25 protein-coding genes are annotated in these 25,233 nt (G+C 34.1%); 19 read left to right on the top strand and 6 right to left on the bottom strand.

Annotated features, from left to right (window positions below; translation table 11 throughout):
- The first annotated feature begins 163 nt into the window (after nucleotides 1–163).
- From MKX66_RS10965 to MKX66_RS10940, 6 genes are all read left to right on the top strand, one after another.
- The gene (locus MKX66_RS10965) at nucleotides 164–562 is read left to right on the top strand and encodes a DUF3942 family protein (RefSeq protein ID WP_098632135.1); all 399 of its coding nucleotides are present in this window, start codon (nucleotides 164–166) and stop codon (nucleotides 560–562) included.
- Between the two features lie 125 nt (nucleotides 563–687).
- Entirely contained in the window at nucleotides 688–1,104 is a 417-nt protein-coding gene (locus tag MKX66_RS10960; protein ID WP_002031086.1) for a BlaI/MecI/CopY family transcriptional regulator, read from the top strand.
- Nucleotide 1,105: 1 nt separating this feature from the next.
- Entirely contained in the window at nucleotides 1,106–1,918 is an 813-nt protein-coding gene (locus tag MKX66_RS10955) for a M56 family metallopeptidase (RefSeq protein ID WP_002126694.1), read from the top strand.
- 54 nt (nucleotides 1,919–1,972) lie between these two features.
- Nucleotides 1,973–2,686, top strand: coding sequence for a cytochrome c-type biogenesis protein CcdA (ccdA, locus tag MKX66_RS10950; RefSeq protein WP_002031088.1), 714 nt, complete (start codon nucleotides 1,973–1,975; stop codon nucleotides 2,684–2,686).
- An 18-nt stretch (nucleotides 2,687–2,704) separates the two neighbouring features.
- On the top strand, nucleotides 2,705–3,259 hold the full coding sequence (locus tag MKX66_RS10945; protein ID WP_002031090.1) for a TlpA family protein disulfide reductase: 555 nt from the start codon (nucleotides 2,705–2,707) through the stop codon (nucleotides 3,257–3,259).
- A 14-nt stretch (nucleotides 3,260–3,273) separates the two neighbouring features.
- Complete coding sequence (locus MKX66_RS10940; RefSeq protein ID WP_341086153.1) at nucleotides 3,274–3,957, top strand: prolipoprotein diacylglyceryl transferase family protein; 684 nt, start codon at nucleotides 3,274–3,276, stop codon at nucleotides 3,955–3,957.
- 48 nt (nucleotides 3,958–4,005) lie between these two features.
- On the opposite strand, the gene MKX66_RS10935 is transcribed toward MKX66_RS10940, so the two are convergent.
- A complete protein-coding gene (locus tag MKX66_RS10935) occupies nucleotides 4,006–4,551 on the bottom strand; it encodes a helix-turn-helix domain-containing protein (protein WP_002141215.1) in 546 nt (181 codons plus the stop codon).
- 149 nt (nucleotides 4,552–4,700) lie between these two features.
- Between MKX66_RS10935 and MKX66_RS10930 the strand changes: the two genes are divergently transcribed.
- Nucleotides 4,701–6,038 carry a D-serine ammonia-lyase gene (locus tag MKX66_RS10930; RefSeq protein WP_098636130.1) on the top strand — a complete coding sequence of 446 codons (1,338 nt, stop codon included), beginning with the start codon at nucleotides 4,701–4,703 and terminating at the stop codon, nucleotides 6,036–6,038.
- Nucleotides 6,039–6,192: 154 nt separating this feature from the next.
- On the top strand, nucleotides 6,193–7,440 hold the full coding sequence (locus MKX66_RS10925; protein WP_088031589.1) for a DUF445 domain-containing protein: 1,248 nt from the start codon (nucleotides 6,193–6,195) through the stop codon (nucleotides 7,438–7,440).
- 30 nt (nucleotides 7,441–7,470) lie between these two features.
- Here MKX66_RS10925 and exsE read toward each other — a convergent pair whose 3' ends face one another.
- The 4 genes from exsE to MKX66_RS10905 are packed head-to-tail and all read right to left on the bottom strand — an operon-like array spanning nucleotide 7,471 to nucleotide 10,415.
- Nucleotides 7,471–8,427: an exosporium protein ExsE gene (gene exsE, locus MKX66_RS10920; protein WP_002141220.1), complete on the bottom strand. Its 957-nt coding sequence runs from the start codon at nucleotides 8,425–8,427 to the stop codon at nucleotides 7,471–7,473.
- Nucleotides 8,424–9,494 carry a hypothetical protein gene (locus MKX66_RS10915; protein ID WP_341086149.1) on the bottom strand — a complete coding sequence of 357 codons (1,071 nt, stop codon included), beginning with the start codon at nucleotides 9,492–9,494 and terminating at the stop codon, nucleotides 8,424–8,426. Before MKX66_RS10915 ends, exsE begins: the two co-directional genes overlap by 4 nt.
- Nucleotides 9,487–9,930 carry a hypothetical protein gene (locus MKX66_RS10910; RefSeq protein WP_002086380.1) on the bottom strand — a complete coding sequence of 148 codons (444 nt, stop codon included), beginning with the start codon at nucleotides 9,928–9,930 and terminating at the stop codon, nucleotides 9,487–9,489. The genes MKX66_RS10915 and MKX66_RS10910 overlap by 8 nt, the downstream gene beginning before the upstream one ends.
- Nucleotides 9,927–10,415, bottom strand: a complete 489-nt coding sequence (locus MKX66_RS10905) for an RNA polymerase sigma factor (RefSeq protein WP_080019334.1) — start codon at nucleotides 10,413–10,415, stop codon at nucleotides 9,927–9,929. Before MKX66_RS10905 ends, MKX66_RS10910 begins: the two co-directional genes overlap by 4 nt.
- A gap of 276 nt (nucleotides 10,416–10,691) precedes the next feature.
- On the opposite strand from MKX66_RS10905, the gene MKX66_RS10900 reads away from it, so the two are divergent.
- The 6 genes from MKX66_RS10900 (at nucleotide 10,692) to cls (ending at nucleotide 17,146) form a co-directional block, all read left to right on the top strand.
- Nucleotides 10,692–11,330, top strand: coding sequence for a response regulator transcription factor (locus MKX66_RS10900; protein WP_002012250.1), 639 nt, complete (start codon nucleotides 10,692–10,694; stop codon nucleotides 11,328–11,330).
- Between the two features lie 4 nt (nucleotides 11,331–11,334).
- A complete protein-coding gene (locus MKX66_RS10895) occupies nucleotides 11,335–12,435 on the top strand; it encodes a sensor histidine kinase (protein ID WP_002031110.1) in 1,101 nt (366 codons plus the stop codon).
- Nucleotides 12,436–12,571: 136 nt separating this feature from the next.
- The gene (locus MKX66_RS10890) at nucleotides 12,572–13,510 is read left to right on the top strand and encodes an ABC transporter ATP-binding protein (RefSeq protein ID WP_002086377.1); all 939 of its coding nucleotides are present in this window, start codon (nucleotides 12,572–12,574) and stop codon (nucleotides 13,508–13,510) included.
- 36 nt (nucleotides 13,511–13,546) lie between these two features.
- Nucleotides 13,547–14,656 carry an ABC transporter permease gene (locus MKX66_RS10885; protein ID WP_215591115.1) on the top strand — a complete coding sequence of 370 codons (1,110 nt, stop codon included), beginning with the start codon at nucleotides 13,547–13,549 and terminating at the stop codon, nucleotides 14,654–14,656.
- A 1-nt stretch (nucleotide 14,657) separates the two neighbouring features.
- The gene (locus MKX66_RS10880) at nucleotides 14,658–15,803 is read left to right on the top strand and encodes an ABC transporter permease (protein WP_341086145.1); all 1,146 of its coding nucleotides are present in this window, start codon (nucleotides 14,658–14,660) and stop codon (nucleotides 15,801–15,803) included.
- A gap of 131 nt (nucleotides 15,804–15,934) precedes the next feature.
- Entirely contained in the window at nucleotides 15,935–17,146 is a 1,212-nt protein-coding gene (gene cls / locus MKX66_RS10875) for a cardiolipin synthase (protein ID WP_215591117.1), read from the top strand.
- Between the two features lie 53 nt (nucleotides 17,147–17,199).
- Here cls and pyrH read toward each other — a convergent pair whose 3' ends face one another.
- Entirely contained in the window at nucleotides 17,200–17,943 is a 744-nt protein-coding gene (gene pyrH / locus MKX66_RS10870) for a UMP kinase (RefSeq protein WP_002012233.1), read from the bottom strand.
- 380 nt (nucleotides 17,944–18,323) lie between these two features.
- Here pyrH and MKX66_RS10865 point away from each other — a divergent pair, with 380 nt between their 5' ends.
- The 5 genes from MKX66_RS10865 (at nucleotide 18,324) to MKX66_RS10845 (ending at nucleotide 25,144) form a co-directional block, all read left to right on the top strand.
- A complete protein-coding gene (locus tag MKX66_RS10865) occupies nucleotides 18,324–19,595 on the top strand; it encodes a cation:dicarboxylate symporter family transporter (RefSeq protein ID WP_002012230.1) in 1,272 nt (423 codons plus the stop codon).
- Nucleotides 19,596–19,619: 24 nt separating this feature from the next.
- Nucleotides 19,620–21,059, top strand: coding sequence for an aspartate ammonia-lyase (gene aspA, locus MKX66_RS10860; RefSeq protein ID WP_002012229.1), 1,440 nt, complete (start codon nucleotides 19,620–19,622; stop codon nucleotides 21,057–21,059).
- Nucleotides 21,060–21,133: 74 nt separating this feature from the next.
- On the top strand, nucleotides 21,134–22,846 hold the full coding sequence (gene malS, locus MKX66_RS10855) for an oxaloacetate-decarboxylating malate dehydrogenase (RefSeq protein ID WP_341086142.1): 1,713 nt from the start codon (nucleotides 21,134–21,136) through the stop codon (nucleotides 22,844–22,846).
- Between the two features lie 64 nt (nucleotides 22,847–22,910).
- Complete coding sequence (locus MKX66_RS10850) at nucleotides 22,911–24,209, top strand: ATP-binding protein (protein WP_088031582.1); 1,299 nt, start codon at nucleotides 22,911–22,913, stop codon at nucleotides 24,207–24,209.
- 2 nt (nucleotides 24,210–24,211) lie between these two features.
- A complete protein-coding gene (locus tag MKX66_RS10845) occupies nucleotides 24,212–25,144 on the top strand; it encodes a response regulator (protein WP_002141232.1) in 933 nt (310 codons plus the stop codon).
- Nucleotides 25,145–25,233 lie beyond the last annotated feature (89 nt).

The raw sequence follows: 25,233 nt of genomic DNA, 5'->3' as shown, positions 1-25,233 counted from the left end.
CGTACTAATGAATGTTGAAAGAGTATTTATATTTAAAAAGTACAGGGAATACCAAAAGTTTTACAAAAGTGTTTTTTACTTTTTATAGGAACTTATTTTATAATATAGTTAAATTATATTAATATATTTATTAGCGTAGACTAAAAAGAGGGAGCGTGAAAGAGTGGATTTTCGATTTGAGTTCGCAGCGAAGGTGAAAGAATATTTAGATGATGAAAAAGATGAAAAAATAATAAAAGATGGACACAGAGATATAATTTATAAATATTTATATCCGTTAGAGAGTGAAATTGGAATTTTTAAAAACCCTAACTTTACTTTTTTTGCATCAGGAAGACGTTCACATATAGTATTAGAAAATATTGAATTTAAAACAGAAGTAAACGTAGAAAGTAATATAATTGAAATTATAAAAATAGTGGATAATGTGGTGATTCCATTAGATACTATCGTAGCTAAAGATCGGGAATTATTTGCACTTGGGCGTAACGAGAAATTTAGTGTGCAAATATTAGAATATTATCTCTATGATACATTTGGAGAGAAGTTAGGTTTACAATGAATCGAACGTGGTACAGATAACTAATTAGTGAAGATTAGGATTCATTTAAGTATCAGTTAATATCATTTATGTTTGACCTTCTATATATTTTATACTACAATCTGTAGTGTGAAAGGGGCCATACGATGTTTACTCAAAACTACAAGTTAAATGAGCAAGGGTTAAATCACTTTTTCGGACCGCTTGAAGCGAAAATAATGGAAATTGTTTGGGCTACTGAGGGTATTACCATTAAAGATGTGCAACAGAGATTAAGTGAAGAATCCCCGGTGAATTTTAATACTGTAATGACAGTTATGAACAGATTAGTAGAGAAAGCACATTTAGAAAAGCATATTGTGAAAAGAAGTGGTATGTATCGTACTACACAAACGAAGGAAGAATTTTTATCTAATCAAACGAAGAAAATGACACAGGAATTAATGGGTGAATTTGGAGATCTTGTTGTGAACCATATGATAGATGAGTTAGAACAAGCTGATCCATCTTTAATAAAAAAATTAGAAGAGAAATTAAGTCGGCTAAAAAAAGAGGACCGATAAAATGAAGTGGCAAATGCGTAAAATCGTTTTGTTAGCAGTGACTATTAGTGTGCTTTTTTTAAGCATGTTAGTATACTACGTTACATACCCATTTCTTTTTCAAAATAAAGCATTTTTCCTTTCTCAATTTTGTTTATTTGAATTACAAAAACATATGAGGGAACTATCAATACTTCGTATAATGATAGCCGGATTACTGTTATTTACTGTAATCATTATGAGTAAAAGAATTTGGAAGCAATTTTTTTATAGTAAAAGATTGAAAAGAAATCTCGTGTCTATTACTAGAAAAGGAAAGCAAGTGTACGTATTATCAACGTTACAGATTACGGCATTTACAATTGGATTATTTCGACCAAAAATTGTCATTTCAGAAGGGATGTTTCAGGCATTTTCTGAGGAAGAAATTGATGCGATTGTATTACATGAGGAATATCATCAAAAAAATCGAGATCCATTAAAGTTATTTTTCTTTACATTGTTAGCTGAGGGAATGATGTATATTCCTATATTAAAAGGGATGTTGCAGCGTTATCATGTATATCAAGAGCTATCAGCAGATAAATATGCGATGCAAAAAATGAAATCTTCATTTGAGCTAGGTAGTGCATTATTAAAGTTAATTAAAATAAAGACGATGGAAAATCAATGTATTACAGCGTCGTTTGCGAAAACCGCAATTAATTTACGAATTGAGCAAGTGTTGAATGAGAAAGTTGTTAAGCTGAATATACCATTACATACAAATTCAGTATATGTAACGTTAGGGCTATTTTGTATGTCGATTGTACTTATTGTCGGAGAGTGCATATAGCCTCTTTTTTTAATAATTAACACTACGCATTGTAGTGTTTTTAGGAGGGATAAAATGAATGCGGCGGATTTAACAATTTGGCTAGTAGTAGGGGCTGGGATACTTTCATTTATATCACCATGTTCTTTACCGCTATATCCATCTTATTTATCATATATTACAGGTGTGTCTATTCAAGATTTAAAAGAAAATCGTGGGATTATGCAAAAGTCAGCGATTATACATACAGTATTTTTTATGATCGGTTTCTCGGTTATATTTTATGCGTTAGGTTTATCGGTGAGTTGGATTGGGATTACTTTTTCATCTAATCAAAGATTGATTCAGCAAATTGGTGGGGTTTTTATTGTTTTGATGGGGTTATTTATGACTGGATTGTTTCAGCCTAAGTGGCTTATGGCAGAGAAAAAAGTGCAGTATAGAAGTAAATCGACAGGATATATTCGCTCAGTTTTGGTCGGCATGACATATGCAGCAGGATGGACACCGTGTGTTGGTCCGATATTTTCTGCAGTGCTTATGCTCGGGGCGACCAATCCTGAAAGTGCGCTTCTTTATATTACGGCATATACTCTTGGCTTTGCAGTTCCGTTTTTCGTGATGGCATTTTTTATTGGAAAGGTAAAATGGATTGTTACTTATGCCAATGTCATGATGAAAATCGGCGGTGGAATGATGATTTTAACAGGGGTTTTATTATATACAAATCAAATGACGAAAATTACAGCGTTCTTTATTCGTCTATTCGGCGGATTTACGGGATTTTAGAAATGAGGAGGAAGAAAAGTGAAGAAACTAATTGCTATTATACTAGCTGGGGCACTAATTTGGGCAGGAGTTAACTTTTATAATACTAAGAAAGAAGAAAAAGAAAGAAAAGCGAAACAAGCGGAGTTACAAGAGAAGGAAGTATTACCACAAGTGGGATTTAAAGCGCCGAACATAACATTAAAAGGATTGGACGGGAAGCTTTATTCGTTAAATGATGCAAAGGGAAAACCATATGTTATTAATTTTTGGGCATCATGGTGTGGTCCATGTGAAATGGAGGCTCCTGATCTAGTTCGTTTGTATGATAAATATAAGGAGGATGTTGAAATCTTTGCGGTAAATGCAACAATCGGCGATCCAGTACAAGAAGCGAGCGCATTTGCAGATCGTCACGGATTTAAATTTCCTGTTCTATTAGATATGGACGGAGTAGCTGGAATAGATTATAAAGTATTTTCTTTACCAACGACATTTTTTGTTAATAAAGATGGAATTATTGTAGATCATGCACGAGGGGTATTACCTCCAGATCAATTAGAAGAGAAGTTTAAGAAAATAATTGAGAATTAAGAGGGGATTTCATAGTGATGGAGTGGATGGTGAGGTTACAACCCGTTTCTCTTATAATAGGAAGTTTATTTGGATTTACTCTAATGAAACTAAGGATGAAAAAGCAAAATATTCAATATGAAAAAATGATGGATGCAGTAACGAATGGCTTTCTTATCATTGTATTAGTATGGAAATTCGCACCGGCAATTTTAAATCCGGTATGGGCCATTGGGGCGCCAATGCCAGCATTATTAGCTGTAGGAAGTATTCAGCATATTATAGTAGGGTGCGTAATTGCGAGTATATATATTGTTTGGAAAAGTAAAAAAGAGCAATTTTCTCTTCGGATTTTACTTGATACATTACCTTTTGGATTTTGCGTGAGTATAATCTTTTATTTTATATTCCATCAAGAAGTAGGTGCACAAACGACACTGCCGTGGGGGATGAAAATATATGAATCAAAATTTTTGTATCATTCTATTTTCATGTATGAGATTATACTCGCACTCGGTATAATTGGCTCGTTATGGATTAAAAATGAAAGATTAGGAAATGGAAAGAATATAAGCTTTTTTCTAATTTGCGAGGGAATTGCTCATATCATTATTTCACTTATTAGTGAACAAAATTCAGTTCTATTTGGTCTTTCAATACAGCAAATACTCAGTTTTTTTGTTATTAGTTTAGGGATTTTATTAGTACCAAAAAAATAAAAGTAGCCATGCACGGAGAGCATGGCTATTTTTGTATCATCATATGAATTAAAAAATCGGCGGAGTAACAGAAAATAAAACAATCGCATTTTTCTCGAATTGATTTACCCATTTATGTTTTAAATAAGCTGGTATTTTTACGCTATCACCAGTTTCTAATGTGTATTCTTCTTCATTTAAGTGCAATGTGATTTTTCCGTCTAATACTAATGCTAATTCTTCACCTTTATGTTCTAGAACATTTTCTGATGAAGCAGTATTTGGTGGGATAGTCATAATTGCTGTTGCTAAATTTCCTGTGAAATCAGGTGATAACAATTCATATGATAAATTATCGATAATCATTTTTTTTCTTTTATGAGAACGTACAATTAAATCGTCTGTATTATTTTCTTCAAGTAAAAAACTAAATGTTGGAACATCAAGAGCTTTTGCAAGTACCTTTAATGTTTGAATAGAAGGGTTAGCAGAACCACGTTCAATTTGACTAAGCATTGATGGTGTGATTTCGGCCATCTTTGCTAATTCTTTACTAGTTAATCCTTTTTCTTTTCTTTGTTTTTCAATCTTTTTACCAATATCTATATTTTCCATAATAAATGCTCCTTAATAATTATTAAATTATATTTAAATAAATTAAATTTAAATTAACTAAAATGAATTATTTATGTTAAACTATATTAAAATTAATTTAATTATAATTTATTATATGGCTATCTACAAGGATATGAGGAGGAAGAGGAATGAAGGAGATAGAGGCATTAAAAGAGCAATATCCACTAGTAAATAACTTAATCGCAACAGAAGAAGTATTTTGGGTAAACCCGAATATGGAAAAGTATGAAACAGCAATAAAAAATTCGCCACTTAATGAAGAACATGTAAAAGACGCGGAAGAGAGATTAAAGCGTTTTGCACCATATATTGCGAAAGTATTTCCTGAAACGAAAGAAACAGGCGGTATTATAGAATCACCTTTAGTGAAAATCTCTTCTATGAAACAATCTTTAGAGAAAAGTTATGGGAAACCTATTTTAGGGGAATTACTATTAAAATGTGATAGCGGGCTTCCGATATCAGGATCAATAAAAGCTAGAGGCGGAATATACGAAGTGCTGAAACATGCAGAGCAACTGGCACTTCAGCATGGAATGTTAACAGGGAAAGATGATTATTCAATTTTAGATAGTGATAGATTTAGAGATTTTTTTGCGAAGTATTCAATTGCAGTAGGTTCTACTGGGAATTTAGGGCTTAGCATCGGTATTATGAGTGCGAAATTAGGTTTTAATGTGACTGTTCATATGTCGGCAGACGCAAAAGAATGGAAAAAAGATTTATTAAGAAGTAAAGGTGTAAACGTTATTGAATATGAAGCTGATTATAGTAAAGCAGTAGAAGAAGGAAGACTGCAAGCAGATGCAGATCCTAGCTGTTATTTTGTTGATGATGAAAACTCGCATGATTTATTTTTAGGATACGCAGTAGCAGCGTCACGTTTACAAAAACAATTAGAAGAGTTAGAGATTGTAGTAGATGAAGAGCACCCTTTATTCGTTTATCTTCCGTGCGGAGTAGGGGGCGGACCTGGCGGAGTAGCATTTGGTTTAAAGTTATTGTATAAAGACAACGTACACTGTTTCTTTGCGGAGCCAACGCACTCTCCATGTATGTTACTCGGTTTAATGACAGGGCTTCACGATAAAATCGCCGTTCAAGATATCGGGATTGATAATGTAACTGATGCGGATGGACTTGCGGTAGGAAGACCATCTGGATTTGTCGGTAAAACGATGGAACCATTTTTGAGTGGAAATTACACAGTAAGTGATGAGGAGTTATATAGATTATTAAAAGAACTGGCTGATACTGAAAATATTTATTTAGAGCCTTCTGCATTAGCGGGTATGATAGGGCCGTTGAATGTATGTAAAGCTGAAAATGAGTATTTACAAAAACAACAGTTAACAGAGAAGGTGAAGAAAGGTACTCATATTGTGTGGGGAACTGGTGGGAGTATGGTTCCGGAAGACGTGATGAATGGGTATTATAAGAAAGGTTTGGAATTAACGTTAAAATAAAAATGAGGCTATTTACAGCCTCATTTTTTTCATGTGCATAAAATTCTTTGTTATTTTCGCATTAGTTCATTATAGTATAGATATAAAGGATTGCTAATATCGAATAAATATAACAAAAAAGCTTTATTTTACATAATAAGAGGATGTGTATACGATGTCATTACAGACTAAATATATAGCGGGTATTTCGCTTGGGGTTATGGGCGTAGGTTTTGCGGCTTCAATCCCTTTTCAAGGAACGGTAGCTGGAGAAATTATACAAGGTGGATTTGAAGCTGGGTTAGTTGGTGGACTTGCGGATTGGTTTGCGGTTACAGCTTTATTCCGTCATCCGTTGGGAATCCCAATTCCACATACAGCATTATTACCGAAAAATCGTAAGCGGGTAACAAAGGGACTCGTTTCTACGTTAGAAAATGAATGGCTGACGAAAGACAGTATTACAAGTAAAGTAAAAGAAATGCAGCTAGCGCAAATGGTACTGCAAATTGCTGAGAAAGAGTTACAGTCTGATGCTGTGAAAAAAGGGATTGTAACAATTGCTGAGAAAGCGATTCTTCAAATAGATACGGAAAAATTAGCAGTTATTATTGAAAAAGAATTAAAAACGTATTTGCATACAATTAACACAAGTAACATATTACAAGTTCTCGTGGATCAATTAGTTGTGCAAGAATATGATGAAAAAACACTTGATTACATATTAGTAAAAGTGAAAGATTGGACGGCTCAAGATGAAGCACGTTATCAGCTCGGAAGCTTAGGTATGAAGGCGATGGAAAACATAAAAGTAGATGGATTCCTGCAGTTTACTTTGAAATCATTTATGAATATTGTTGATGAGGATAAAATCGGCGGCATTTTGCAGAAGTTTATCATTAGCAATATTAACAGCTTACAAGATGCAGATAATAGCACAAGGCAACTTATATTAGCGAAAATTCGTCAAGAGATTATAAATGTAAAAGAAAATGAATCTTTATTACAGGAATTAGAGAAGTGGAAAGAAAAATGGATTGCAAATTGGGATGCTACTGACAAAATAAAAGAGATGCTAGAGCAAGTACAGAGTAGGGCAGTTACTTTTGTGAAGAATGAAGAATTTGCTGATAAATATGTTGTTCCATTCTTACAAACACAAATGAATAAAATAAAAGAAGACGAATTGACTGTTCAAAAAATAGAAGATTGGTTACAAAAACAAGTTGTTACTATTGTTGAAAAGAATCATTCGAAAATTGGAAAGCTTGTGCAAGAAAACCTTGATAAGTTAGATGATAAAACATTAATCGAAATGATTGAAAATAATGTCGGTAAAGATTTGCAGTGGATTCGTGTGAACGGGGCTGTTTGTGGTTTTATGATTGGATTAATTTTAGAAGGAATAAAAGCGATTATATGAGAAAAACCTTCCACAATTGTGGAAGGTTTCTTATTTTTCGATAACGCTCATATTTAAATTATAAGCTTTCTCAATATTTAATTTGTACGTTCCATTTCCTGTTTTTATCGAGTTTTTATACCAATGTTCTTGCCCATTTAATTCTGGATTTTCTTCTGAAGAATTATTTTCTTTTTTCGCTAAATCTTCTACTTGTTCCCAAGGTGTGTTTCCGTGAGTTTCTTTTTGATTTGTTACGGCTGTTAAAGAAACATCACTTTCTTTAGTTAAATGAACAGATACGTTTGAACTGTTTTGTACAAACCAATTATTTTGTAATTGACCTGGATAAAGAGATAGTTCGTTATTCGAAGCGCGGATCTCTACATTTTTATTTTGCGGAAGAACGAGTGTTTGTTTCACCTGTGGTGCGAAGTTAAAAAACGTATGCTGAACCGGTAATGGTTTTAACGTTATATACATCGTTTCTCCAGCCGTTTGAACTGAAAGGAAATCATCTCTTTTTAAATTAGGTTTTTCATTTGTTTTTGTCGTCATTTCATATGTTCCAAAAAGATGAATTTGATTTGTATTATCTCCCTCTATCGTTAGAGGGTGATGCCCCGCATCCACTACGATTTTTTTGATAGATTCAGGTATATCAAGTTGTCCGTCTGGAATATTACTCGTTTGTCTAGTTGTGTTAATAGAATGACGAACTTCTTCTAGCAATCCAGTTGATAATAAGCAGTAAAAAGCAATTCCAACACTTCCTAAAACTCCGATAAAGAAAATACTAAAAATATCATATTTAATAAATGAATGTTCCTTCTTAGAAAATAGAAGGTATAGTAAAATTTCAGCGCCAAGTATGATAAGTAAAACAGGCCACCAGGCTGTTAATGTATCTAATGCTTGAACTCCTTTTACGACTGAAAATAGTAAAAAGCAACCTAATGTAATAATGGAGAGCCCCATTGAGAATGTTCCAACGCGCCATGTTCTCATTCGTTTGTACCACCTTTGTTTTCTTTATTTCCAAGTAACAATTTAAAGCCGCCACCAATTAAAAGGAGAGCAACGATAGATGTTTGGAAATAGCGATAATATAGTTCGCTAAGATGAATATTAAATATAGTTGCAAAATAGTCATTCAAAATAGGAAGGACTGTTTGATCTAATAAATAATAACCACCGAGTGTAATTAACCCAATACCGATCCATCTTTGATGATTGATAAAATAGTCAATGATAGGTTCGTCATTGACACGTTCTTTTCCGTATTTTGCAGTTTGCTGTAACGCATCAAAAAAGCTATAGAACCAAATGATTGGTACTAAAAATAAAAACGCAGAGAGTCTTAATAAGTCGAGCAAATAAATAGATAGTAAAAAGGCTGCCATAAGCTGAAGACCACGGCGCTGTAAGCCTAAATACATATGTCCTGCTCCAGGAAACATTGCTAAAATGGAAGCGAATGTTTTATTTTTCTTTCCTTGTTCTCGGTGCTCTTCAAATTCTTCAAAAATAGTACGATCCACTAATTGCTCGCCGCGTTCTTTTTTCTGTAGTTGTTGAACAACATCGAAGAAATTATAAATCCATAAAACAGGTAATGTAATAAGAAAGATAAGGAAACTTCCTTGAGATGTTAAGAGTGCAACGAATATAATCATACTTCCGATTCCTGTGCAAGCGACTAAAAATGTAAGTCCGCGTTGCATAAGTCCTAATTGGAAATGGCCAAGTCCAGGAATGATTGATAGAAGAATGATATAAAATCGTTCGTTTTCTTTAGAGGACTCTGTAAATTCTCCGGCTGCTTGTTTTTTCGATTGATTAATAATAGTGATAACTAAATCTAATAAATTGATCGCCCATAACACGACTAGTAAAAATAGAGAAAGAAAAGCAATATCACGCGCTCCTAATGCTATTGTACAAAATGCTGCAAGGATAAATAGAAATAAAGCCCCGCCGCTATATAAAATAAATCGTCCAAATTTCTTTAAATATAAATGTCCAAGCCCAGGAATTAGCCCTAACACAAGTGCTAAAAAGGGATTTTTATTCATGCTTTGAACCTCCGTCCTTTTTTGATGTGTCTACCGATTTGTTTACAATTTGTTGTGAGATAGAAGACTCGTTATGTTTTGAAGATTTCTCGAAATTTGATGTCGCTGTGAAAATATACTGGAATAAACCACTTACCATAAAAATAATTGTAGCCGCAGTCGCAATTATGTAGTGAATAATTGTGCGCTTTAGTGAGTTTGTTTTTATATTTTCATTAGATTGTAGTGTTTCAAAATTAATTTGCGTCATAACTTCGTTCGTAAATGAATCATCATTTATCATTGGAAGGTTTTCATGTTGTTCATCAATACTTTCCATATAAAGTGCTAAACAATGATCACATTCATAAAGATGTTCTTCCATAGATTCACGTTCATTGTTTGATATAACATCTAATGTATAATTGCGCCAATCTTCTTTTGAATAATGCATCATAGAAACTCTTCCTCCTTCCAATGTTTTTTAATCCATTTTCTTGCCCGATACAGTTTCATTTCGACTGTTTTCACTTCAATATTTTCTTGCAAAGCAATTTCTTGATAACTTTTTTCTTCTAAGTAATGTGCGAGAACGACGTCGCGGTAATTGTCGGGAAGTTCTCTCAGTTTTTGAGCAATGAGTAATTTTTGCTCTTTCGTCAATAATAAAGCCTCAATATTATGAGAGGATTTTATATTTTCCGCAGTTTCTTTACATAAGGAGAGTTCTTCGTTTTCTCTAGCTTTTTTTCTCTTATAATCAATAGCGTGATTGGTGGCAATACGTGCCATCCACGTTTTTAATCCGCGAAATTGATAATTTGGGAGAGAGGCGTGAATTTTTACGAATACTTCTTGTGTAACATCTTTAGCATCTTCTTCATGTCTTAAAATAGAAAAGATAACTTGAAAAATATAATGACGATATGTTTGTACAAGGATACGAAAAGCATGTTCGCTTCCTTGTTGTGCTTTTTCAACTAATTGTTTTTCCTCAATCGGTCTCTCCCTCCTTTTTGACGCATTCTATTATATAGACGTAAGAAATGATAAGTCACCCTACACATGTTATAAAAAAAGAATAATATATTTTTAGCAGGAGGGCTATATGAAAAAGGTGTGAAAAAATGGTAAAGAGAAGTATATAATGAGCAAGAAGGAAATGTTACACAGAGAAAGGATGTGAATGTTAGTAGGGGAAGGTCCATACTAACAAACATGAAAATTAAAATATTAATAGCGGACGATAATTCTTTTATTAGAGAAGGCATGAAAATTATTTTAAATACATACGAAGAGTTTGAAGTATTAGATACTGTAAATGATGGGAAAGAGGCTGTAGCGTATTGTAAAAAGTATGAAGTTGATATCGCGCTTTTAGATGTTCGTATGCCAAACATGAACGGGGTAGAGGCGACGAAGTTAATTTGTGAAGAGACAAAAACGAAGCCTCTCATTTTAACGACGTTTGATGATGATGAATATATTTTGGATGCAGTAAAAAACGGAGCGAAAGGTTATTTGTTAAAAAATAATGATCCGGAGCGTATTCGTGATGCGATAAAAGGAGTTTATAACGGTCAAACTGTTATGCAAGATGTAGTGCTTGATAAAATTAAGTCTAATTTAATGGAAAGTAAAGAGGAAGAATCTAAAATTGATAAGAGTCTTTTTACAGAAAGAGAGCTTAGTATTATCGCATTAATTGCGAAAGGCTTTTCGAATAAAGAAATTTCGAAGCAACTTTTCATATCTGAAGGAACGATTGCAAATTATATTACATCAGTTTTAGGGAAAACTGGACTAGAACATCGCACACAAATTGCGATTTATTACTTAACAGGGAAAGTAGATTAATGTTATGGAATTTTGGTTAACTGTAAGTAAACTTATTGTCTTTTTATATATAGTGTTTAGCTACATTCATTTAAATGTTACGAACTTACCGTGGATTATACTTACTTTGCTTTTATATCTTTCTGTCAATGTGTTGATCTCTATATTTAAAAAAGATACGTACAAAAATATATTAACTTGTGTGTCAATTGGCGTAGTTATGTTATTTACATGGAAGGTTCATCCGTTTTTTATTTTGTTTTTACCTTTGAACTTATATGAAATTGCAAATTATTACATAAAAAAGAAATGGTTAATCTTTTTCATTATGATTCTTCCTATTATTTTTATAGGTGAAGGTATTCAAATGACGTATGGACTTATTAGTGCATTTTGTTTTTTTTCCTTAACGATAGCTCATCGCTATATAGCACGATTATTAAAACTAGAAATGCAAAATGATAAAATGAGAAAAGACATACAAAGACTTACGAAAAGTTTAAATGAAAATAAAGATTACATAAGGCAATCTGAATACACATTTAAATTAGAGGAAAGAAATCGACTATCTCAAGAAATTCATGATAAAATCGGTCACTCAATGACAGGTGCACTTATTCAAATGGAAGCAGCGAAGAGATTAATGGAAATAGATAAAGTGAAATCTGCTGAGTTATTACAAAATGCAATTCATATTTCAAAAGATGGAATTGAAAGCATTCGGATTACATTAAAAAATATGAAGCCACCAACTGAGCAAATTGGTATTCATCGTATGAAATTATTCATAGAGGAATTTGCCGGTAAGCATGATATAAATATTCCTTTCGTATATAAAGGGAATTTAGATATGATTTCACCGATTCAGTGGAAGATTATTGGTGAAAATGTTACGGAGGCACTAACAAACGCGATGAAATATGCTGATGCGACAGTCATTTCAATAGATATTCATGTACTGAACAAGATGGTGAAAGTACAAGTGAAGGATAATGGTAAAGGTGCAGCTCTTGTTAAGAAAGGCCTCGGTATTATGGGAATGGAGGAGCGAACAGCATCAGTAAACGGAAAAATTATTGTAGATGGAACAAGTGGTTTTTCAGTAACAATGTTATTGCCGATATAAGAGGATGAGACGAGGATGAATCATCTCATATGAAAAAAGTGAATAATCTCATGTGAAAAGGGTGAACTTCTGCACTGAGCAGGTTCATTCTTTTTGTTTATAATAAAAGCAGAGAAACCGAAATAGGGGTGAAATGATGAATACATTGGAAATTAAAAATTTAACGAAAAAATTTGGTGACTTCATCGCAGTAGATAATATGTCTTTATCTATTAAAGAAGGAGAGATATTTGGCTTTTTAGGATCAAATGGTGCTGGTAAAAGTACAACGATTAATATGATTGCTGGTTTGTTAAGAAGTAATGAAGGTGAAATTAGCATACTAGGAAAAAATATAAAGAAACATAATCGATTTGCGAAAATGAATATCGGTATCGTTCCGCAAGATATTGCGATTTATGAAGAGTTAACTGCCTATGAAAATGTGAAATTCTTTGCTGGATTGTATGGATTACGAGGAGCCGAGCTAAAAGCGAGAGTAGAGGAAGCACTTCAATTTGTAGGCCTTAGTGATAAACATAAAAGTTATCCGAAAAACTTTTCTGGCGGGATGAAACGAAGACTGAATATCGCTTGTGCAATCGCTCATAGACCGAAGTTAATTATTATGGATGAACCGACAGTTGGAATTGATCCGCAGTCAAGGAACTACATTCTTCAGTCTGTCCGAAAATTAAATGAAATGGGAAGTACGATTATTTATACGAGTCACTACATGGAAGAAGTAGAAGAGATTTGTACGAAAATAGCAATTGTCGATCACGGTAAAGTAATTGCAGAAGGAACGAAAGAACAGTTAAAAGCAATTATTACAGATACGAAAGATATTTGGATTGAAGTAAAGTCAGTAGAAAATTTAGATGTAGAAAATTTAAAAGAGATAAATGGTGTGAAAGCTGTTCAAATTGAAGAGAACGTAATCAAGGTAAACTCGGATGCAGGATTAAATAATTTAAATAAAATTATTCAGCATTTCATTAATCATGACATTGAAATTCGTTCGTTAGAGGAGCAGGCTCCAAACTTAGAAACAGTATTTCTTACGTTAACTGGAAGAAACTTACGAGATAAATAAAGGTAAATGAAGAAAAGGTAAAGGGAGGTTCATCAATTGAACATCTTTAACATTGCAGTGATGCACATTAAAAGAGATTTCAGGGACGTAAGAACTTTAGTTTTTATGTTAGCATTTCCGATTGTACTTATGCTTGTGTTAGGAACAGCGTTAACGAATGCATTTAATAGCGATAGTCAATCGTTTAAGGATATACAAGTGCTATATAAAGATGAAGCAAGTAGCACGTTTTCTCAATCATTTGAAGCATTTACGAAAGAAGTCGATAAATCAGGTATTCATTTTAAAAAAGCTTCCGAAGGTATAGATGGGAAAGAAGAAGTGAAGCAAAATAAATATGCTGCTTATGTAGAGTTAAATAAAGATGGTGCAAAATTTTATGGAAGTGACAAAAGTAGTATTGATGGAAGTATTGTGGAAGGCATGCTTACAACATTTGTTGATAAGTACAACGTAGTGGCCGAAGTTGCAAAAGTAGACCCGAGTAGGGTTAGCGCAGTTATTTCAAACGGAAATCATAATGATTATATTAAAGAAACATCTTTACAAGCTGCTAAAAAACCAGGTTCTATGGATTACTATGCGGTTGTAATGACGACGATGATTGCACTGTACGCTGCAATGGGGGCGAGTTTTTTAATTCGAGGAGAACGAATACGTAAAACAGGAGATCGTTTAATTGCAGCACCTATAAGTAAGGCTGAAATTTTCATTGGGAAAGTGCTCGGTAGTCTTGTAGCGAATGCACTTTGTCTATTACTTGTCGTTTTATTTAGTAAATTTGTTTTTCAAGCGAATTGGGGCGACCATATTGGAATCATATTTATTATTTTACTAACAGAAGTCTTTTTAGCAATTAGCTTCGGTTTAGGAATCGGATATATTACAAAAACAGGTGAGGCATCTAGAGCGATTATTATGGTTGTTGTGCAATTAGCGTCTATTTTTGGTGGTGCGTATTTCGTAGTGGAAGAAAATTTCGTTACGAATTTATCACCATTAACGTGGGCAAACACAGCTATTATGAAAATTATTTATGCAAATGATGTAGGAGCGGCACTGCCGGTAATATCTTTAAATCTTGGGATTTCAGCAATCTTCTTATTAATTGCGATTATTGCATTACGTAGACGGGAGGGGCTATAGTATGAAAGATATTTTATGGCTCATACAAAAAACGTTATCTGTGCTTCTGAAAAATAAAAAGGGGTTACTCATTATTATTAGTTTGCCGATAATAGGAACGCTCATTTCCTTTTCGATATATGGGAATGTAGGGCAAGGAACGTTAAATATTGGGGTTATAAATAAAGAAAATCAACCTATCGCAAATGATACAGTGAAATTTTTAGAAGGACTCAATCATGTAAATGTTAGTAAAATTAAGGAATCTGAAGTGGAAGATAAACTCACTTCAAAAAAACTTGATGGTGTTATTACATTACAGTCTGGTTTTTCTGAAAGTGTTCGAGAAGGGAAACCGAGTCATATTGAGGTTTCATCGATTAAAGGCGATCAAGTAACAGGATTTATAAAATCGTATTTATATAACTATGTTGATAACATCGCTGCGATTAGTAAAGTGGCAGGGGCCGATCAAAGTACGTTTAATAGTATGTACGCGGGTTATCAAAAAAGTTCATTTAAAGTAAAGTCTGAGACACTTGAAGATACTTCAAAAAATAAAGATATGACAAATCAAACGATGGGTTATCTTATTATGTTTATGTTATTTTCAGCAGTGAACTTATCAGGATTTATTTTAAAAGAAAAAGAGAACAGAACGTATTTTAGATTATTATCAACGCCGATTGACGGAAAGAAATTTATATTATCTAATGTCGCAGTAAATATGATGATATTAACAGTACAAATTGTAATTGCAGTATTCTTTATGACGAATGTTTTTCACACAACTATAAATATGCCTTTCATAGTTATGATTGGTGTGCTTATGATATTCGCTTTAATTGCAATTGGTTTATCATTAGTCATTGTGTCTTTTTCAAAAAGTTCAACTGCTTCAAATGCAATGCAAAATATAGTAATAGTACCAACATGTTTACTTGCTGGATGTTATTTCCCGTACGACATTATGCCGAAAGCAGTACAAAAAGTAGCTGATTTCCTTCCGCAGCGTTGGTTACTAGATACGATTTCAAAACTACAGCAAGGCATTCCATTTTCTGAGTTGTATTTAAATATTTTAATTTTATTCGCTTTCGCGATAGCATTCTTCTTAATTGCTATTTATAAGTTTGGAAGAAATAATGATGCGAGGAACTTTGTTTAATGAAAAAAGGTGTGGCGTAAATGCCACGCCTTTTTTGTTCGTAATTAAAAGTAAGGAATACATTTCGTATGAAAAAGTAATTTAATGAAACACTACGAAATAGTAAGTAATATGATCGGAAGGAAATCCAAATGATTAAAAAGATATTGCGAGTTACTTCTATTATTATTGCTATTTTCGTTGTTATTTTAATTTGGATGCATATTGACGTTACGCTCGGAAGGAAAATGGAAGCCGGGAAAAACATGCCGACAGAGTATGCGCCTCATTATAGTGACTTTCAATTATATGTGGAAGGGAAGTCGTTTTATAAACAGTTATTTACTGATATAAGAGAAGCGAAGCGATCTATTTACACTTATTTTTATATTTTATCGGATGATAAAAGTAGCCATACTTTTTTAAACTTATTAAAGGAGAAGGCGAAAGAAGGAATAAACGTATATTTATCGGTTGATTTAATTAATGATTTATCATTTGAAAGAAAGATGAAAAATGAATTGCGGGAAAGTGGTGTTCATTTTACATATAGTAGAAAACCGGAATTGCCATTTGGATTTTATTCACTTCACCATCGTAATCATCGTCGTATTACGACGATTGATGGGGAGATTGGCTATACGGGTGGCTTTAATATGGGGGATGAGTACTTAGGGAAAGATAAGCGATTTGGATATTGGCGTGACTATCATGTGCGGCTTAGAGGAGAAGGAGCAAAAGATTTAGAAGAGCAATTCGCTTTAGATTGGAAACGAGATACGAAAGAACATATAAAAAGAAGTACGAATAAAGCGAGTAAAGGGAATACATTACATACGATGGTTAGCTACAATGGACATCACGTCGCTGAAAAATATATAAAGTTAATAAAACAAGCGAAACATTCAATTGTAATTACAACACCTTATTTTATAGCGAAAAATAAAGAATTAATGAATGCTTTAATTGGAGCGCAAAAACGTGGTGTTACAGTAAAAATACTATGGTCATATAAACCAGATATTCCTCTTATTAAAGAGGCAGCGTATCCTTATATTCGTCAAGCTGTTAATAACGGGATTACGGTATATGGTTATAAAAAAGGTATGTTTCATGGAAAGTTAATGCTGATTGATAATGAACTAACTGTTATCGGTACTACAAACTTTACTGCACGTAGCTTCTATATTAATGATGAGATGAATTTGTATATTCATGGTGGTCCTATCGTAGCGCAAGTAAATAAGGCGTTAATAGAGGATTTTAATGATTCGAAAGAAATGAAGAAAGAGTTTTTTGATAACTTATCTTTTTGGGAGCGTTTTAAGGAGAGGTTGGCGGGATTAGTTGATTTTTATTTATAATAATTAAGGAAGAAAGGGTGTCTATAAAGGACACCCTTTTTTGATGGGAATAATTATTTTTCATGCACAAGCATCGAAACATCATCATTAATCAACGTCCCAACATGTTCACCTAAACAAATTCTTTTCATAACACCAGGCTCATCAAAGTTAAAGACGTGTGCCGGTAAATTATAATCTCGAGCAAGCAATAAAGCTGCTTGATCCATTACTTGTATGTTTTGCCTAACAATATCGTTATAGTTCAGTTTACTGTACATTTTCGCTGATTTATTATGTTTTGGATCACTTGTAAAGACACCGTCTACCCCTTGTTTTGCGACTAAAATGGCGTCGCTATTCATTTCAATGGCTCTTTGTACACTTGGGTAATCTGTTGTAACGAATGGTTGCCCGTTACCACCACCGAATATGACAACATAACCGTTATCTAAATGATGTACTGCACGTAGGCGAATATATGGTTCAGCTACTGCATTAAAAGGGATGGAAGTCATAACGCGTACTTCTCTATCTGTTTTACTTGTTAAAACGCCGCGAAGCATTAAGCTGTTAATAATCGTACCTAGCGTACCGATATTATCAGCTTCTACACGATCAATTCCCCATTCTTCAGCTAGATGACCTCTGAAAATGTTACCGCCGCCGATGACAATGGATACTTCGATATCTAGGTCAATAATGGATATTATTTCGTTTGCGATATGTTCTAATCGTTTGGAGTTAAAGCTATTTCCAGATTGATCAGCAAGTGCGCCGCCACTTAGTTTAATTAAGACGCGTTTATATGGTTTCATAACAATTCCCCCTATATAGATTGCAATAAAAAAGGAACAAAGGCGAATGCCTTTGTTCCTTCGTAAGAAAATGAAATAGAAAAGAAATAGATATGATGAACTTCTTCACGTGATTTTTCATAACATCCACTCCTTTTCATCCCCATTTATTTAGAATACGTATATCTTTTAGATTATACGAAATAATCTGATGTTTTATCAAGGTTATTTTATTTCTTTTTTATAAAAAAGTGTCAATGAATATTATAAGAAATAAATTTGAATTTTTTGTGACGAACTTGTAGGTTTTTGTATGATTTTGTAGGTTCGCCTATATGATGTGTGAGTAAGCTTTTATAAATACGAAATGAAAGCGTTCGCATAAAAGGGGATGAACATAAATGAAAAAATTCGGATTGGCAACACAAATTTTTGTCGCACTTGTTTTAGGGATTGTAGTAGGGGCAATCTTTTATGGCAATAAAACGGCGATTTCTTATATCACACCAGTTGGGGATATATTTATTCATTTAATTAAAATGATTGTAGTACCGATTGTTATTTCAGCATTAATTGTTGCGGTAGCTGGTGTAGGTGATATGAAAAAGCTTGGGAAACTGGGCGGTAAGACAATTCTTTATTTCGAAATTATTACGACGATTGCTATTTTAATGGGATTACTTGCAGCAAATATATTCCAACCAGGTACTGGCGTTGATATGAGTAATTTACAGCAAAGTGATATTTCTTCTTATAAACAAACAGCAGATGCAACAGAGAAGAAAGGCTTTGCAGAAACGATTGTTCATATTGTACCGAAAAATATATTTGAGTCTATTACACAAGGTGACTTATTACCGATTATATTCTTCTCAGTACTATTCGGTTTAGGAGTTGCAGCAATCGGAGAAAAAGGAAAGCCTGTTTTTAACTTTTTTGAAGGTGTGCTCGAAGCGATGTTCTGGGTTACAAATCAAGTGATGAAATTCGCACCATTTGGTGTATTCGCATTAATTGCTGTTACGGTTGCAAAATTTGGTGTAGCAACACTACTTCCTTTAGGAAAACTAGTGCTAGCTGTATACGTAACTGTTATACTATTCGTTGTGATTGTATTAGGTATTAATGCGCGAATGGTTGGAGTAAATATTTTTACATTAATGAAAATTTTAAAAGAAGAACTTATTCTTTCATTTACGACAGCAAGTTCAGAAGCTGTTTTACCTAATATAATGAGAAAAATGGAAGAGTTCGGTTGTCCAAAGGCAGTTGCCTCTTTCGTAATTCCGACAGGTTATACATTTAACTTGACTGGATCAGCTATTTATCAAGCGTTAGCGGCATTGTTTGTTGCACAAATGTACGGTGTACACATGTCACTGACGGAGCAAATAACGCTATTATTCGTTCTCATGTTAACATCCAAAGGTATGGCGGGAGTTCCGGGTGCATCATTCGTTGTTGTATTAGCGACGTTAGGATCAATGGGCTTACCGCTAGAAGGCATCGCATTAATTGCGGGAATTGACCGCATTTTAGATATGATTCGCTCAGCTGTCAATGTATTAGGAAATGCATTAGCTGCCATTGTTATGTCGAAGTGGGAAGGCGAATTCGATGATGAGAAAGCAAAACAATATGTAGAAACGGTCAAACAAACAAAAGCAGCGTAAGAGATTGTTAAGGAGTGAGTAATCATGGCAACATTAACTGAAGTTAAAAATGGAGTACGAATTGAAAAAGATTTTTTAGGTGAAAAAGAAGTACCAAATTATGCGTACTACGGTGTACAAACAATGCGTGCAGTGGAGAATTTCCCGATTACAGGATACAAAGTCCATGAAGGTTTAATTAAAGCGTTAGCAATTGTTAAAAAAGCGGCAGCACTTGCTAATGCAGATGTAGGAAGATTGGAATTGAAAAAGGGTGGTGCTATCGCAGAAGCATCACAAGAAATCCTTGAGGGGAAATGGCATGATCATTTCATCGTTGATCCAATTCAAGGTGGTGCAGGAACTTCAATGAATATGAACGCAAATGAAGTCATTGCCAATCGTGCCCTTGAATTATTAGGAATGGAAAAGGGAGACTATGATTATATTAGTCCGAACAGTCATGTAAATATGGCGCAATCAACAAACGATGCATTCCCAACAGCAATTCATATTGCAACATTAAATGCATTAGAAGGCTTATTACAAACGATGGGTTATATGCATGATGTATTTGAATTAAAAGCAGAACAGTTCGATCATGTTATTAAAATGGGTCGTACACATTTACAAGATGCTGTGCCAATTCGTCTTGGACAAGAATTTAAAGCGTATTCTCGCGTACTTGAACGTGATATGAAACGTATCAAGCAATCACGTCAACATCTATATGAAGTAAATATGGGAGCAACTGCAGTTGGTACAGGCTTAAATGCGGATCCAGAATATATTGAAGCAGTTGTAAAACATTTAGCTACAATTAGTGAATTACCACTTGTTGGTGCAGAAGATTTAGTAGATGCAACTCAAAATACGGATGCGTACACTGAAGTATCTGCAGCACTTAAAGTATGTATGATGAACATGTCTAAAATTGCGAACGACCTTCGTCTAATGGCATCAGGTCCACGCGTTGGATTAGCGGAAATTATGCTACCAGCTCGTCAACCAGGTTCATCTATTATGCCAGGGAAAGTAAACCCTGTTATGCCAGAAGTAATTAATCAAATTGCGTTCCAAGTAATTGGTAACGACCATACAATTTGCCTTGCTTCAGAAGCAGGACAATTAGAATTAAATGTTATGGAACCAGTACTTGTTTTCAACTTACTTCAATCTATTAGCATTATGAATAACGGTTTCCGTGCCTTTACAGATAATTGCTTAAAAGGAATTGAAGCGAATGAAGATCGCTTAAAAGAGTACGTTGAGAAGAGTGTAGGAATTATTACAGCCGTGAACCCTCATATCGGCTATGAAGCAGCAGCTCGCGTTGCGAAAGAAGCAATTGCGACAGGGCAATCCGTTCGAGAACTATGTGTGAAAAATGGTGTATTGTCACAAGAAGAATTAGAGTTAATTCTAGATCCATTCGAAATGACACACCCAGGGATTGCAGGAGCAACTCTTTTAAAGAAAAATTAAAAGAAGAGGGGGACAATCCCCTCTTTTTTGTTTACAATATAGAAATGCTATATATGAATAGAGGTAGGGATGTTATGAGTAAGTTTACAGTGGCTTCTAATGGTGCATTAGAAACAACATTAAGAGGAGCAGAAGTATTATCAACACCACTTTTAAATAAAGGGGTAGCTTTCACACAAGAGGAAAGAGAAGAGTTAGGTTTAAAAGGGTTACTACCGCCAGCGGTTTTAACGTTAGAAGAGCAAGCACGCCGAGCATATGAACAATTTAGTTCTCAGCCGGATGATTTATTAAAGAATGTATACTTAACAGCGTTACATGATCGAAATGAAGTGTTATTTTATCGTATTTTAACAGAGCATTTACGTGAAATGTTACCGATTGTATATACACCAACTGTAGGTGTAGCAATTCAAAGATATAGTCATGAATACCGTAAACCACGTGGCATTTATTTATCAATTAACGATCCATCAGGTATTGAAGATGCATTTGCAAATATCGGTGCAACAGCTGAAAACATTGATTTAGTCGTTGTAACGGATGGAGAAGGTATATTAGGAATTGGTGATTGGGGTGTTGGTGGAATTAACATCGCAATCGGGAAATTGGCTGTATATACGGCCGCAGTTGGAATCGATCCTAGCCGTGTATTACCGGTAATTTTAGATGTAGGTACAAATCGTGAGGAATTATTAAACAATCCATTTTATATTGGAAATCGTCACCCTCGTATAAAAGGTGAAGCTTACGATGAATTTATTGATACGTTTGTTCAAGCGGTAAATAAACAATTCCCGAAAGCACTTCTACATTGGGAAGACTTCAGTTCTCGAAATGCACGAAAAATTTTAGATAAATATCGTCATGACGTTTGTACGTTTAATGATGATATTCAAGGTACAGGGGCAGTTTCACTTGCTGCTGTATTATCGGCAGTAAAAGCTTCTGGTGTACCGTTAAGTGAACACCGTGTAGTTGTGTTTGGTGCTGGTACGGCTGGAATCGGTATCGCAGATCAAGTAAGAGATGCAATGGTTCGTGTCGGCTTATCAGACGAAGAATCACATAATCGTTTCTGGTGTATTGACCGTAATGGGTTGGTTACAGATAATATGGAAGATCTTCTTGATTTCCAAATTCCATATGCAAGAAAAGAAGCTGAAGTAAGTGATTGGAAACAAAATGATGCTATCGGACTTGCTGAAGTTGTGAAACATGTAAAACCGACAATTTTAATTGGTACATCTACTGTTGCAGGCGCATTTAAAGAGGAAATTATTAAAGAAATGGCTTCTCACGTAGAAAGACCAATCATTTTACCAATGTCGAATCCAACGCCACTTGCTGAAGCGAAACCAGCAGATTTAATCGAGTGGACAGAAGGAAAAGCATTAGTTGCAACAGGAAGTCCGTTTGAACCGGTTACATATAACGGTGTAACGTATGTGATTGGACAGTCAAATAACGCACTTATTTTCCCAGGACTAGGTCTTGGTACAATTGTTGTTCGTGCAAGCGTCATGACGGATGGAATGTTCGCAGCAGCAGCAGAAGCAGTTGCAAGTATGGTAGATACAAGTCAGCCAGGAGCGCCTATTTTGCCAGAAGTTGAAGAGTTACGTAATATCTCTGAACTGGTTGCGATTGAAGTAGCGAAAGTCGCAGTTGCAGAAGGTGTTGCTAGAGAGAACTTAAGTGATGACGATATTAAGATTGCAGTAAAAGAAGCAATATGGGAACCGGAGTATCGCCAAATAAAAGCGGTAGAAAAGGTTAGAATATAGAAATAAAGCCCGTTTATAATTATAAGCGGGCTTTCACTTTTACAATTGAAAAAAAGCATAGGAAGTGGCACCTTTGAATTGGAATCAATTATGGAAGAAAGATATGTATCTTTTAATTATATTAATGGTTGTTGTTCCGATTGCTGGAGAGCTGAATTTTCATCCTTTTAATGATATGTTTCGTGTTAGTTTCGGGACACCGCTTTTCTTCTTTTTATTACTTTTTTTAAGAAGAGTGCCAGCAGCAGCTGCAGGTATTCTTGTAGGTATATCTGTAGTCTTATTTCGTGTATGTCTTGACTGGGTATTGCAAGGTTCATTCCATATGACAGAATCATTTTATTTGCGTTATCCTGTGTTCTTTTATTATTTTATTTATGGAAGTCTTTTTTCGCTTTGTAGGGTGAATAAGTTTCATCAGAAGCCAATTGTGATAGGATGTCTTGGAATTACAATTGAAATTATCGCAAGTATGTCTGAACTTGCGTTTTATCATATGTTAGTGCTGGGGACAACGATAACAGTTTCTGAAGTGAATAAACTAATTATTATTGCTATTTTTCGTAGTTTCTTTGCGCTTGGTTTTTTAAATATGATGAACTTGTATGAAACAAAATTAAAAGAATCACAAGTGCGAAAAGAAAATGAAAAAATGTTGCTGCATCTTTCTAACTTATATGTGGAATCTGTTCATTTGAAAAAAACGTTACAAAATGCGGAGTTAATTACACAAACAGCGTATCAATTATATCGGAATTTACAAGCGAACGATGATTCGAGTAGTAAAACAGCATTGAAAATAGCGGGAGAGGTACATGAAATAAAAAAGGATAATCAAAGAATTTTTGCAGGATTATCTAAACTGTTATTAGATAAAAATGTGGCTGAGTATGTAGAAGGACACGAGCTTGCGGAAATGATTGTGAGAATAAATGAGAAGTACGCTGAAATGTTGGGAAAAGATATACGTTTTTCTAAACATATAGAAGGTGAGCATGCAGAATATCATGTGTATACGGTCTTATCAATTTTTAATAATTTAGTTGCAAATGCAGTTGAAGCAATTGCGGATAATGGCGTTATTATTATTAAGTTATATAAACTTGATAACCATATATTCTTTGAAGTAATTGATGATGGACCTGGTATTGCACAAAAATATAAGAAATTAGTATTTAAGCCTGGATTTACTTCAAAGTATGATCAAACGGGAACACCATCAACAGGAATTGGACTTTCTTACATAAACGAAATGGTAACAGAGCTCGGAGGAGAAGTGAGATTAGAAGACCGAGAAACTGGCGGAGGGTGTAAGTTTGTCGTTTGTTTACCGGAGTGCAGTTTAAAGCGGGAAGGAGAATGAAGTTGTTTTATTATATCGTAGATGATGATGAAGTTTTCCGCTCCATGCTTTCACAAATTATTGAAGATGGCGATCTTGGGGAAGTAATTGGAGAGTCGGAAGATGGAGCTTTTATTGAAGCAGATCAACTAAATTTTAAAAAAGTAGATATTTTATTTATTGATTTATTAATGCCAATGCGAGATGGGATTGAAACAGTTCGCCATATTGCATCCTCTTTTTCAGGGAAAATCATCATGATTTCTCAAGTTGAATCGAAACAGCTTATTGGTGAGGCGTATACACTTGGTGTTGAATATTATATTACGAAACCATTAAATAAAATTGAGGTTATATCTGTTGTACGTAAAGTAATGGAACGTATTCGTTTAGAGCGCTCTATACATGATATTCAAAAATCATTGAATAACGTTTTTAAGTGGGAACAGCCGCAAGTTCGAAATGAGCCAATGCAAGAAGGAAAAAGAATAGCAGATTCAGGGCGCTATTTATTATCAGAACTCGGTATTGCGGGAGAGAATGGAAGTAAAGATTTACTTAGTATGTTGGAATATTTATATGGACAAGAAAAAGAGCAAACGTTTGAATTTGGATTTCCTGCGCTAAAAGATATCTTTCACCATATAACTATAAGGAAATTAGAGAATATAGCTTCAGATGCAGATATAGATAAGGAGAGAAAAGCATCTGAACAAAGGGTACGTAGAGCGATTTATCAATCGTTAAATCACTTAGCTTCCCTTGGATTAACAGACTTTTCAAATCCGAAATTTGAAAGCTATGCTCCGAAATTTTTTGATTTCACTGTAGTTAGAAAACGAATGACAGAAATGACAAAGGATGAAGTAGCAACTTCTGGCCATATACGAATTAATACGAAGAAATTTATTCAAGTGTTGTATTTTGAGGCGAAAAGGTTGATGGAGATAGAGTGAAAAAAGGTGCTTATATACAAGCATCTTTTTTTATTAAATCTACATTTTATATTTTCTCTTGGAGCATGTAAAATGTTAGTTAAGAGAAA

Origin of the sequence: Bacillus sp. FSL R9-9530, from assembly GCF_038008145.1 — a bacterium.
Classification (GTDB): domain Bacteria; phylum Bacillota; class Bacilli; order Bacillales; family Bacillaceae_G; genus Bacillus_A; species Bacillus_A mycoides.
This window is presented reverse-complemented; position numbering and strand designations above follow the sequence as displayed.

Bases quoted from the DNA above. Each gene is read 5' to 3' on its own strand.
- MKX66_RS10960 (WP_002031086.1), top strand. From the start codon at position 688: ATGTTTACTCAAAACTACAAGTTAAATGAGCAAGGGTTAAATCACTTT.
- MKX66_RS10955 (WP_002126694.1), top strand. From the start codon at position 1,106: ATGAAGTGGCAAATGCGTAAAATCGTTTTGTTAGCAGTGACTATTAGT.
- ccdA (WP_002031088.1), top strand. From the start codon at position 1,973: ATGAATGCGGCGGATTTAACAATTTGGCTAGTAGTAGGGGCTGGGATA.
- MKX66_RS10935 (WP_002141215.1), bottom strand. From the start codon at position 4,551: ATGGAAAATATAGATATTGGTAAAAAGATTGAAAAACAAAGAAAAGAA.
- MKX66_RS10930 (WP_098636130.1), top strand. From the start codon at position 4,701: ATGAAGGAGATAGAGGCATTAAAAGAGCAATATCCACTAGTAAATAAC.
- MKX66_RS10925 (WP_088031589.1), top strand. From the start codon at position 6,193: ATGTCATTACAGACTAAATATATAGCGGGTATTTCGCTTGGGGTTATG.
- exsE (WP_002141220.1), bottom strand. From the start codon at position 8,427: ATGAGAACATGGCGCGTTGGAACATTCTCAATGGGGCTCTCCATTATT.
- MKX66_RS10915 (WP_341086149.1), bottom strand. From the start codon at position 9,494: ATGAATAAAAATCCCTTTTTAGCACTTGTGTTAGGGCTAATTCCTGGG.
- MKX66_RS10910 (WP_002086380.1), bottom strand. From the start codon at position 9,930: ATGATGCATTATTCAAAAGAAGATTGGCGCAATTATACATTAGATGTT.
- MKX66_RS10900 (WP_002012250.1), top strand. From the start codon at position 10,692: ATGAAAATTAAAATATTAATAGCGGACGATAATTCTTTTATTAGAGAA.
- MKX66_RS10895 (WP_002031110.1), top strand. From the start codon at position 11,335: ATGGAATTTTGGTTAACTGTAAGTAAACTTATTGTCTTTTTATATATA.
- MKX66_RS10890 (WP_002086377.1), top strand. From the start codon at position 12,572: ATGAATACATTGGAAATTAAAAATTTAACGAAAAAATTTGGTGACTTC.
- MKX66_RS10880 (WP_341086145.1), top strand. From the start codon at position 14,658: ATGAAAGATATTTTATGGCTCATACAAAAAACGTTATCTGTGCTTCTG.
- cls (WP_215591117.1), top strand. From the start codon at position 15,935: ATGATTAAAAAGATATTGCGAGTTACTTCTATTATTATTGCTATTTTC.
- pyrH (WP_002012233.1), bottom strand. From the start codon at position 17,943: ATGAAACCATATAAACGCGTCTTAATTAAACTAAGTGGCGGCGCACTT.
- MKX66_RS10865 (WP_002012230.1), top strand. From the start codon at position 18,324: ATGAAAAAATTCGGATTGGCAACACAAATTTTTGTCGCACTTGTTTTA.
- aspA (WP_002012229.1), top strand. From the start codon at position 19,620: ATGGCAACATTAACTGAAGTTAAAAATGGAGTACGAATTGAAAAAGAT.
- malS (WP_341086142.1), top strand. From the start codon at position 21,134: ATGAGTAAGTTTACAGTGGCTTCTAATGGTGCATTAGAAACAACATTA.